The sequence below is a fragment of the Paenibacillus sp. 22594 genome, from assembly GCF_052044425.1.
GTDB lineage: Bacteria > Bacillota > Bacilli > Paenibacillales > Paenibacillaceae > Paenibacillus_AQ.
On sequence record NZ_JBQENA010000001.1, the window covers coordinates 1,287,643 to 1,298,131 of the forward strand.

The following is a 10,489-nucleotide window of genomic DNA, read 5'->3' on the forward strand; positions in this document are numbered from 1 at the left end:
CTTAATAGACAACATAAAGGCCGTACCTTGTGTTTCGGTGATTCATGAAGCAGGCAAGACAACTATCCTTTGCTGGCGCCAGCGGTCAAACCGTCAACGAGCAGACGCTGCAGGAATCCGAACAGAATCATAATCGGCACAGAGATCAACACCGCCCCCGCTGCAAACAGAGTGAAATTGGAATTCTGCATCGTATTGACCATATCCCACATCCCGACAGCGACCGTCCAGTTATCCTTGGTCCGCAGAATCAGCTTGGCAAAGATGAAATCCACCCACGGGCCGACAAACTGAGTAAGCGCCATATAGGTAATCATAGGCCGGGAGAGCGGAAGAATAATCCGGACAAAAATACCGAAATTGCTGGCTCCGTCAATACGCGCCGCTTCATCCAATGATCGTGGAATGGTATCCAGGAAGCCCTTGGCGATCAGCGTACCGCCAAGGGGCGCTCCTGCCGCGTAGACGATAATGAGTGCCATGTGCGTATCCAGTAGATCGAACTGATTGAGTAGCAGATAGATCGCAATCATACTCATGAAGCCCGGGAACATCCCGAGAATGAGCAGTACCGACATGGTAGTCTTACGGGTTTTGAAGCGGAATCTGGATAGAGCGTAACTGGTCAGAAGGGTCAGCACCACACCGATCAGCATAGAGAATACGGCGATCTTAAGGGTATTCGCATACCAGGTCCCAAACATATAGACTGGTGAAGTGAACAGTTCCTTGTAGTGTGCTAACGTGAAGTGTTCGGGAATCAGCGTTTTGCTGTACAGAGACTTGCCCGGCCGGAAGGATGCGAGCAGAATCCAGAGTGCCGGATAGATTGCAGCAATCGCCAGCGCAACGAGAACAATATAACTGAGGCTCAAGCGAATAATGTTCGCAAGCTTGCGTCCGATAATCATTGAATCATATCCTCCTCTTGGAATGATTTGGTCCGGCGGTAATTGTACAGGGAGAACCCGGCTACAATGATGAAGAGTATAATGCCTATTGCGGAAGCCATATTATTTTTGTTCTGATCCGCCGTCAGCTTGTACAGCCACGTTACCAGCAAGTCCGTTGATCCGGCAAACTGGTAATCCCCATTAACCGGATTCCCCTGAGTCAACAGGTAGATCGCATTAAAGTTGTTGATATTACCGGCAAATTGCATAATCAGCGTAGGTGCAGTAGAGAACAAGATCATTGGCAGCGTAACAATACGGAACTTTTGATAATTGGTCGCCCCGTCGACTTCGGCTGCTTCGTACATGTCTCGCGGGATCGTAGTGAGCACACCCATAATCAGCAGCATCGATACCGGAATCCCTACCCACATATTGACAATAATAACAGTGAACTTGGCCCAGAACGGATCTGTCAGCCAAGGCAGCTTTCCAAGTCCGAAATAGCCGAGATACTGGTTGATCGGGCCGAACTGCCCGTTGAACAGATTGCGCATCAGCAGCAGGGAAATCATCTGCGGAATAGCATAGGGCAAAATAAGAATCATTCTCCACAGACCCTTGAAACGGATGCCTTTTTGATTAATCAGCAGAGCGACAAGCATCCCGCCGAAATAAGTAGTAATTGTGGATAGAACCGCCCAGACAATCGTCCAGGTAAGTACACCGTAAAAGGTATGGCTCCAGGATTTGAGGACTAGCAGATTGCGGAAGGTTTCAAAGCCGACCCAGTCCACCAGCTTCGCCGGCGGAATATGATCCGGTGCGGCGAAGTTTGTAAAGGCCAGCATGATCATAAAGATAATCGGCATGATCGTAAAGAACAAAATACCGAGACCCGGAATCAATAAAAAGCTCTGGGCAAACTTGTAATCCAGAATGTAGCGTACAGATTGTTTGAATGTATTCGAAGGACGACCGTTATCGCGTTCTTCTCCGGTTTTATGGGCATCCCTAATATTCATATACCAGGCAATCAGGAATAACACAAAGAACATCAGGGTAATCAAGCTTTGTATCAGAATGACGATGGAATGGTCTCCAGCTACCATTTTCGCAATTCCCTTTACCTTTACAAAATGGCTTGGAGAATCCCCTAGTGTAGTAATCCCCCAAAAAGCTCTTCCCAAATTAGCGATGAAATAGACCAGAGCTCCAGCCTCTACAGCTATGAAAATAAGCCCTTTAATGAATTGGCGGTTATATATTTGTCCCAATCCCATAAAAATAGTCGACAGTATTGCGGCTCTGCTGCGGTGTCGCTGCATTTCTCTTCCGTTCTCCTCTCCGCGCGGAATTCAGGAAACCGCCCGCCGCTACCCGGAGCGGCGGGCGAGTGAATATCCACTATGTGCTATTGATGTGCTGTTTAAAAACCTCTGTTACTTAGAAGTTGAACCGTTATTGAGGTCTTTGATCTGCTGAACGGCCTTATCCATTGCCGCCTTCGGATCAGCGTTGTTATCCCAAATTTCCGGAAGGGCCGCATTCACAGGGCTCCATACGTTGCCCATTTCAGGAATGGACGGCATTGGCTGGGAGTTCTTCGCCTGCTCAGCAAAAGCGGAGATGTACGGATCACCCGTAATCTGTGCATCCTTCAGCGCTTCATTGTTGGTTGGAATGGAACCGATCAATTTATTGAGCAGGAGCTGTGCATCCTTGCTTGACGCAAAGTGAGCGTATAATTTGGCTGCGTTCGGATATTTCGAGTAAGCATTGACACCGAAAATTTTGATACCGGAGAATGAAATTGCTGTTTTGCCGTCAATGGTTGGAATTGGGGCAACACCCAGCTTGTCACCAAGCGCTTCCTTGTAGGCGGCAAGTTCCCAAGGACCTGTCATATCCATGGCTACATCACCGGAGCTGAACAAGCTGCGTTTGATGTCTGCAGTGATATCACCGCTCTTGACAGGCAGTGCTTCCTTCAATTTGACGAAAGTCTTCAGACCTTCAATGGCACCTTCGTTGTTGAGGCCGATATCGTCTTTGTCTGTGCCGTCTTTACCGAACAGGTAACCGCCGGTAGTGGCAATGAACGGATAGCCAAAGTACATGTTGCCCACTTCCCACATAATTCCGTATTTGCTCTTCGCCTTGTCTGTGAACGTTTTGCTGAAGGCAATCACGTCATCGAAGGATTTAGGGGCTTCTTTGACCAATGATTTGTTGTAGTAGAGGGCATAGGTTTCTGCCGCTCTAGGATATCCGTACAATTCGCCGTCGTAGGAGGAACCCACGATGGAAGCTTCAGTGTTGTCTGCTTTGGTCTGTTCAGCAAAAATATCATTTGGAAGCAGCAGGCTTGCGCTTGCGGCTTTGCCCAGATTGTCATGCGGGATCAGTACTACGTCTGCAGCCAGACCGGATGGACCATCCTGTGTAAGCTTGCCTACTTGATCCGGTGGAGCTATCTCTTCAATTTTCACGGGAACGTTATATTTAGCTGTAAATTGTTTAGCGATTTCTTCGGCAAACGGTCTCTCTTCTTTACTCTCCCATACAAGCAAGGATGCGCCGTCTTCTGGTGCAATTTCGCCTTCTGCCGCAGTGTTGCCGCTGTTCGTAGCAGCATTAGTAGCTGTAGCGTTGTCCGTTGGTGCATTGGTTGCCGCAGCATTTCCCCCGTTATTACCGTTGTTGTTAGAGCCGCACGCCGTAATGGATACTGCCATAGAGAATGCTGCGGTAAGAACCATGAGCTTTTTCATTTCCATTGTTTAAACCCCTCCTAATTTGTGTATCTTGCCTCACGCTTACGATGATGCCCCAGATCTTGCGCAAACGATTTCAGGGAATTCAAAAAAAAAGTATGTATTCTTAGATGCCCCTTCAATATACGCTTCAACAAGTTCTGGAAAGCGCTTCATTTCCTATTTCATAATACAACAGGAATCTAAATTGCAAAAACGTTTGCACATAGTAAATTTAGGCGAATTTGTTCGTTTTTTTCATAAAAAAACCGGTTTCCTCTCTTTTTCAGAAGGAAACTCTTATTTTTTCCGTTTTACAGTAATTAATCACGAAATGATTGTGTTCAGCGGGAGTTTATTCGAAATAAATGGTTATTTTTATGTTATTTATCTTTTTTATCCCAAAAGAAAACCGGTTTTCTATGCCTTTAGATTTTGTGCAATGGTTTGAACTAAAGTATTGAACCCATAATTATTCCGTGCTATAATCCAAAACATTATAAGCAGCCTGTTCCTTTCCTCATGGCACCACTGTCGTCCCCTAATTTCAAACAATTAAAAGGCAATGTTACTTCAAAAAGGTACAACCTCGGACAAGCTACCCGGCGGCGGTTGTGCCTCTTTGTTGTGGACATAGAGCGGACCGGCTGGTGCATTAGGGCATAAAAAAAGCGTGCAACAAGGCATAAAGATTCATATTTCTGCATTTTTACCTTTTTATGGTCACATACGCCTCATGTATCAGTAACACCTAAGGGTTGCCTGTGGCCTATTTAGCGGGGATTCCGTCCAGGTTGCTTATGCTCACAAAACCCAGCGTGAGCTTCCGAAGCCAGTTTTGTACGAAGCTGTTCTAGGATGCTTATGCTCACAAAACTTTTAGGAGGAATTATAAATGTTGCTTGAAGCTGTCTACCACCGTCCGCGCTTAAACTGGTCATATGCCTATGATCACGAGACGATTCATCTGCGCCTGCGCGCCAAAAAAGGGGATTTAACCGAGGTTTTCGCCTGGGCTGGAGACAAATATGCCTGGGATGCCACCAAGGAACTGATCCCGATGACCCTTTTCACCTCCGATGCAATGTTTGACTATTGGGAATGCTCTTCGGTGCCCCAGCACCGGCGGCTTAAATATGGATTTCTGCTGCAAAAAGGACATGAACGCATTTGGATGACCGAAAGTGATTTCCAGACCGAACGCCCTTCCAATCCCAACCGTCTGTTTGAATTTCCGTACATAAACCGCGGCGACGTCTTTACTCCTCCGGCTTGGGTGAAGGACGCCATCTTTTATCAAATTTTCCCTGAGCGGTTTGCGAACGGAGATCCCGGCCTCAATCCGGCCCATGTGCAGCCCTGGGGTGGAACGCCTACACCGGAGAATTTCTTCGGCGGTGATCTGCAGGGAGTCATCGACCATCTGGACCATTTGAGCGAGCTTGGCATTACCGGTATCTACTTCACGCCGATCTTTACCGCCACCACCAACCACAAATATGATACGGAAGACTATATGTCTGTGGATCCGCATTTCGGTGATGTCGAAACGCTGAAAAAACTGGTCGACGCCTGCCACGAACGCGGCATCCGGGTCCTGCTCGACGCAGTGTTTAACCACTCGGGCCGAACCTTCGCCCCCTTTGTGGATGTACTTGAAAAGGGCGAAGCTTCCCGCTACAAAGACTGGTTCCATATCCGTGAATTCCCGTTGCAGGTAGTGGATAGTATTCCTACCTATGATGCTTTTGCGTTTGAGCCGTTGATGCCGAAGCTGAACACCGAGAACCCCGAAGTGAAGGCCTATTTGCTGAAGGTCGCGGAATACTGGATTACCGAGGCCCACATTGACGGCTGGCGGCTCGATGTTGCGAACGAGGTAGATCATGAATTCTGGCGCGATTTCCGCAAGGTCGTCAAAAGAGCGAACCCGGATGCCTATATCCTGGGCGAAATCTGGCATGAATCTGCACCATGGCTGGAAGGCGACAAATTCGACGCGGTCATGAATTACCCGTTCACCGATGCGGTGCTCGACTTCTTCGTCTATGGCACACTTGATGCTGAAGGCTTCGCCAACGCCATTGGCAAACAGCTCTCCCGCTACCCGCTGCAGGCCAGTGAAGTGGCCTTCAACCTGTTGGACAGCCATGACACCCCGCGTCTTTTAACCCTGGCCGAAGGAGACAAGAACAAGCAAAAGCTCGCTTCGTTGTTCCAATTCACCTTCATGGGCACACCTTGCATTTACTATGGCGATGAAATCGGGATGGACGGTGAGGGTGATCCCGGTTGCCGCAAATGCATGGAATGGAATCCTGAGAATCAGGACCTGGACCTGTTCAGCTACTACCGCAAGCTGATTGAAATCCGCAGCAGTCATCCGGCGCTTCGTACCGGCAGCTTCACCTTCCTGGAAGCCGGACGACAGGGCAGCAAGCTGGCTTATGAGCGACGTCTGGGTGACGATATCATCCTGGTACTGGTCAACACAGAGGAAACAGCGCAAACCTTCCGCCTTGATGTGGAAGACCGCAACTGGGAGAACTTATTCACAGGCGAAGCGCTGCGCGCCGACCGCAGCAAGCTGTCGATTAAGCTGCCTGCCTACGGGTATGCGGTGCTTAAGGCGCTGCTGTAATAGTACAAGGCAGCTATACGAGTTATGAATCCGAAGGGGGTGCAGTTCAAAGCCGCGTAAAATGGCTTTGAACTGCACCCCCTGTTTTTGGGATTTAGATGGATGTTCTCGCTCAGTGCGGTCGCTCCGCGAATGGAACGCTGGTTAAGCGGGAAATGTACTAAAAATTACTATGGACCAGCTTTGCTTGCCAATGGTGCCGCCGTGGAATCGGCTCGACGACGCCATCTTTGACGCTGCTGTCAAAAATGAATGACTCTATGTTCTTTTGCGCTCCTGTAAGTTTCAAAGACAAGCTCCAGCGTTTTTAAGTTGTCTTCTCCACTCGTCTGAAATTCCTCGCCCGTGTTCAGACAATCTATGAAATGAGATTGCAGACGGTAATGGCTTTCTTCAAAATCGAGGCTGTTGTTTTCCGAAACCTTGACTTCGATGCCATTGTTGTCAATCACGCTGATGGTGCCGTTGCTATACAGCTTCACCGTTGCCTTATCACCCTCGATAATCAGTTGTTCCTGATGATTGGGAAGCACAGGTGTTGTTAACTTGTCCGGCAGGTTTTGCCGCGTTGCCCAGCTCATATCCATTAATCCCATATAATCCTCATATCCCAGGGTTATCAGTCCGGCATCCTCTCCCTTAATGTAAGGGCTGACTCGTCTGGTTTCAGCATACAGCCGTTTGGGGTCCCCAAACAGAAAACGCCAGGTATCATACCAATGAACCCCCATTTCATAGAACAGCATCTTGGGCATCTCCCGAAAAAACGGTTGCGGAAGCTCATTCTCCGGTGCAAAGCGCGGGGAATAATAATCGGTATGGATGTAACGGATCGTGTTCAAGTGTCCAGCAACACCGTCAACAAGCATTTGTTTGATTTTCTGGATCGGCTGCAGCCAGCGCCAATTCTCTGTGACCATCAACCGTACATTCGCGCCCTTGGCGGTTTCTACCATGTGTCTTGCTTCCTCTATGGAACGGGCAAAAGGCTTCTGGCACATGATGTGCTTTCCTGCTTGAGCCGCTCTGCCTACTAATTCAGGGTGGGTACCCGGTGCCGTAATAATATCAATTACATCCAAATCGGCATTAGCCAGCATTTCATCCAAACTGGCGTACAGCGTATCGGCAGAGAGACCATAGATCTCTCCTTTCTTATGCAGCTTAAGCGTATCCGGGTCGCACAGCCCTTGAATCTGAACGCCAGGGATGCGCTGCCAAGCTTTCAAATGCTTATCCGACCAATATCCGGCACCCACCACACCTATTTTCCACATATCCTTCCCCCCTATCGGCCGCTGGTATCTTCCAAGCGCGTCATCCTAACTGCCATGTACATCCGCCCGGGCAGATCGATCCGGAAATGGCCTTCATAGCTGCCCTCCAGCTTGTCAACAGTCATGTTCCAGGTATCGAGCAGTTCAATTTGATAGCGAATGCCTGGTTTCATCTTGAACTCACGGAACTTGGGCTGATTGAATCCGAAGTAGAACAGGTAGTATTCATCTTCAATCCCGGCGCGGGGCAGATCCCAATCGGAAGTCAACGGGTTTAGGCCGTCTGCCGGCCCTTCATCCATTACTCGGCGTAGAAATGCTATACGCTCTGGACTGGTTCCGTAGAGCCGGCCGCCTTTGGCCCACCAAATTTTATCCTCCGGATGCAGATACGTCTCCCCATGCCCGACATATCCCCCGCGAATATATCCTTCCCAGAAGCGCCGGACCATCTCTTGCCCGGTAATGTTCCCCCAACCGTGTTCCACATTGCCTTCATATACACATTCGTCGATCACTACTGGCTTATTCCATTGTTTTCTCCATTCCTCTGTGTTCTCGGCTGTCTTGTATACGTCAACGCGTTGAATACTGCAATGCGTCACCCAAGGCTGATGGAAGTCGTAAAATCGGATACCATTGTGGTTGGAGATCAGATGCCCATACGGGTCATTGTTTGTTACAATTTGAGCGAACCGTTCCCAGTCCTCAGCGGTTTTACTTTCCATGAAATCGTATTCATTTGCAAGTGACCACCAAATATTCCGATAAGCCGACAGTCTTGCCACAATGTAACGGAGATAACGGTCATCTGCTTCTTTCCCCATATCAGCAAACCCCCAGCGGTCATAGGGGTGAAATAGAATCAAGTCAGCCTCTATTCCAAGATCGCCAAGATTGACAATCCGTTCCTCTAGATGCCTAAAAAAAGCCGGATGAAACCTGGTGTAATCCCAGCCCTGCTCAATCGATCCTTCAAATGGATAGTATAGCGGCTCATTGGCGTTGTAGGAGTACGATTTAGGGAAAACACACATTCTCAGTTTGTTGAATGAACTCGCTTCCAACGTTGCCAATGTCTCCTGTTCCATCTCATCTCCCTGATGGGTCCAGGCGTAGCATGTAGTACCGACCGGAAAATAGGGGGTTCCATCCTCATAGGCAAAATGAAAGGTATGCTTGACACGGACCGGGCCATGATTCCCTGTGTCGTCAGCTACACATTCAAATTCACCTTCAATTCCGTCAAGAGCGCGCTCTGTGCTGCTGGTTCTGAACGACCACGTGCCTTCTCTGTCAGGCATAAACCGGATGCGGTATACACCTTCTCCATCATAGAACCCGGAGGTCTGAACAGAGTGTCCGCCATAAGTAAACGCTGCATGCAAGACAACATCCACAAAAGGATTGCCCTGTACAGGCCCTTCATGCAGTACAATTTCACATACTCCCCATTTGGACACCTTCTCCGGGATCGTAATGGAGACCTTTCCTTGTGTTCTATCCGTCATAACCTAAGCTCCTTTCAACTTTTGTAAAGAATATAATCGATCCATAAAAGAGCTAAAATGAACTAAAAAGGCAAATCAAAACACAAAACAAGTAACTAAACAAACTAACTAAACAAAACAACTAAACAAAAGAACTAAACAAAACAACTAAACAAAACATATAATAATACAAAAAATGTGCTTAAATGTATCTTATACGAAGTCAAATAGATCGTCAATATAGCGATTATATTGCGAAATAAAGAAATATATTATATACTAAACAAACTAAACAAAATACGAACGGAGGAAAAACCTGTGAATATGGAGGAACTTGCTAAGCTTGCCGGAGTATCCAAAGGTGCAGTCTCTTTGGCACTGTCCGGGAAGCCTGGAATTGGACAAGACACACGCGAGAGAATCCTTCGCATTGCCGATGAAGTAGGCTATAAGTTAAAAAAACAGAAAGCCCCTGGCGAAAGCAACGGCAGGTCCCTGCGTTTTTTGGTATTTACCAATGATGGACTTGTGCATGAGGAATATTATCAGCAGCCCTTTTTCAGAGAACTCATTCATCATATTGAAGAACGCTGCCGGATTAAAGGATATACACTGATCTTCTCTGCGATTGAACAGAACAGCTATGAACAAGGCATTCAGACTGTTATGACCGAACGGACGGACGGAATCATTCTTCTGGGCACCAATTTACATGCCCCTCGAATTTCGGATATTGCGGACAAACTGCCCAACTTGGTAGTCTTGGATACCTGCTTCGATTCGCTTCCGGTTCATTTTGTAGAGATCAATAATTTTATGGGGGCATATCAAGCCGGCAAATATTTGGCAGAGCTGGGACATCAGCAGTTGGGGTATATTGCCTCCGAGGAACGGATTCACAACTTTGATGAGCGCAAACGAGGGTTTTTGTCTGCGTTGGCCGAGCATCATTTGGAGATTTCCACAAGCAATATTGTGGCTGTGCCTCCAACCATGTTCACTTCCCAAGGACCCTTAAGGGAAAAATTGCGCAAATTAATGGATAATGGACAACCGTTTCCTACCGCTTTCTTCTGTGAATGTGATTATATAGCCATCAGCACCATGAAGGCACTCGCTGAACTTGGCTTGTCGATTCCAGAGGATGTATCGGTCGTCGGATTCGATAATATCAACGAATCTCTCGTTCTGACGCCAGAGCTGACCACCGTTCACGTAGAAAAACAGCAGATGGCGTATTGGGCTGTTGACCTCTTGACTTCACTTCACACAAGCTCAGGCGTGAGCGCAAAAATTAAAATCGATACCCGTTTTATGGAGCGATCCTCCTGTAAGCGGCAGGACTTTTCCCACTAATGATTATGATGTCTCAAATAAAGATACAAGAATATATCTTCCAACACCTAAAGGGCACTCTTCCAGGTGGAGAGTG

Annotated in this window: 8 protein-coding genes; 3 read left to right on the forward strand and 5 right to left on the reverse strand. The window is 47.8% G+C overall.

What is annotated here, in order from left to right:
* Window positions 1-62: 62 nt before the first annotated feature.
* The 3 genes from ACTJKB_RS05895 to ACTJKB_RS05905 form a co-directional block, all read right to left on the reverse strand.
* Window positions 63-911 carry a sugar ABC transporter permease gene (locus ACTJKB_RS05895; RefSeq protein WP_440832418.1) on the reverse strand — a complete coding sequence of 283 codons (849 nt, stop codon included), beginning with the start codon at window positions 909-911 and terminating at the stop codon, window positions 63-65.
* The gene (locus ACTJKB_RS05900; RefSeq protein WP_440832419.1) at window positions 908-2,221 is read right to left on the reverse strand and encodes an ABC transporter permease subunit; all 1,314 of its coding nucleotides are present in this window, start codon (window positions 2,219-2,221) and stop codon (window positions 908-910) included. Before ACTJKB_RS05900 ends, ACTJKB_RS05895 begins: the two co-directional genes overlap by 4 nt.
* 114 nt (window positions 2,222-2,335) lie before the next feature.
* Complete coding sequence (locus ACTJKB_RS05905; protein WP_440832421.1) at window positions 2,336-3,673, reverse strand: sugar ABC transporter substrate-binding protein; 1,338 nt, start codon at window positions 3,671-3,673, stop codon at window positions 2,336-2,338.
* A 28-nt stretch (window positions 3,674-3,701) separates the two neighbouring features.
* On the opposite strand from ACTJKB_RS05905, the gene ACTJKB_RS05910 reads away from it, so the two are divergent.
* Together ACTJKB_RS05910 and ACTJKB_RS05915 are read left to right on the forward strand one after the other, a co-directional pair.
* Window positions 3,702-4,100 carry a hypothetical protein gene (locus tag ACTJKB_RS05910; protein ID WP_440832423.1) on the forward strand — a complete coding sequence of 133 codons (399 nt, stop codon included), beginning with the start codon at window positions 3,702-3,704 and terminating at the stop codon, window positions 4,098-4,100.
* 444 nt (window positions 4,101-4,544) lie between these two features.
* On the forward strand, window positions 4,545-6,290 hold the full coding sequence (locus tag ACTJKB_RS05915) for an alpha-glycosidase (protein WP_440832424.1): 1,746 nt from the start codon (window positions 4,545-4,547) through the stop codon (window positions 6,288-6,290).
* Window positions 6,291-6,532: 242 nt separating this feature from the next.
* Here ACTJKB_RS05915 and ACTJKB_RS05920 read toward each other — a convergent pair whose 3' ends face one another.
* A complete protein-coding gene (locus tag ACTJKB_RS05920; RefSeq protein WP_440832426.1) occupies window positions 6,533-7,567 on the reverse strand; it encodes a Gfo/Idh/MocA family protein in 1,035 nt (344 codons plus the stop codon).
* Window positions 7,568-7,578: 11 nt separating this feature from the next.
* The gene (locus ACTJKB_RS05925; protein WP_440832427.1) at window positions 7,579-9,078 is read right to left on the reverse strand and encodes a DUF5605 domain-containing protein; all 1,500 of its coding nucleotides are present in this window, start codon (window positions 9,076-9,078) and stop codon (window positions 7,579-7,581) included.
* A gap of 303 nt (window positions 9,079-9,381) precedes the next feature.
* On the opposite strand from ACTJKB_RS05925, the gene ACTJKB_RS05930 reads away from it, so the two are divergent.
* Window positions 9,382-10,413 (forward strand): LacI family DNA-binding transcriptional regulator, encoded by a 1,032-nt coding sequence (locus ACTJKB_RS05930; RefSeq protein WP_440832749.1) that lies wholly within the window; start codon window positions 9,382-9,384, stop codon window positions 10,411-10,413.
* Window positions 10,414-10,489: the final 76 nt, after the last annotated feature.

Excerpts from the sequence above, each read along its gene's own strand:
- ACTJKB_RS05920 (WP_440832426.1), bottom strand. The coding sequence starts at position 7,567 with ATGTGGAAAATAGGTGTGGTGGGTGCCGGATATTGGTCGGATAAGCAT.
- ACTJKB_RS05915 (WP_440832424.1), top strand. The coding sequence starts at position 4,545 with ATGTTGCTTGAAGCTGTCTACCACCGTCCGCGCTTAAACTGGTCATAT.
- ACTJKB_RS05905 (WP_440832421.1), bottom strand. The coding sequence starts at position 3,673 with ATGGAAATGAAAAAGCTCATGGTTCTTACCGCAGCATTCTCTATGGCA.
- ACTJKB_RS05900 (WP_440832419.1), bottom strand. The coding sequence starts at position 2,221 with ATGCAGCGACACCGCAGCAGAGCCGCAATACTGTCGACTATTTTTATG.
- ACTJKB_RS05895 (WP_440832418.1), bottom strand. The coding sequence starts at position 911 with ATGATTATCGGACGCAAGCTTGCGAACATTATTCGCTTGAGCCTCAGT.
- ACTJKB_RS05925 (WP_440832427.1), bottom strand. The coding sequence starts at position 9,078 with ATGACGGATAGAACACAAGGAAAGGTCTCCATTACGATCCCGGAGAAG.
- ACTJKB_RS05930 (WP_440832749.1), top strand. The coding sequence starts at position 9,382 with ATGGAGGAACTTGCTAAGCTTGCCGGAGTATCCAAAGGTGCAGTCTCT.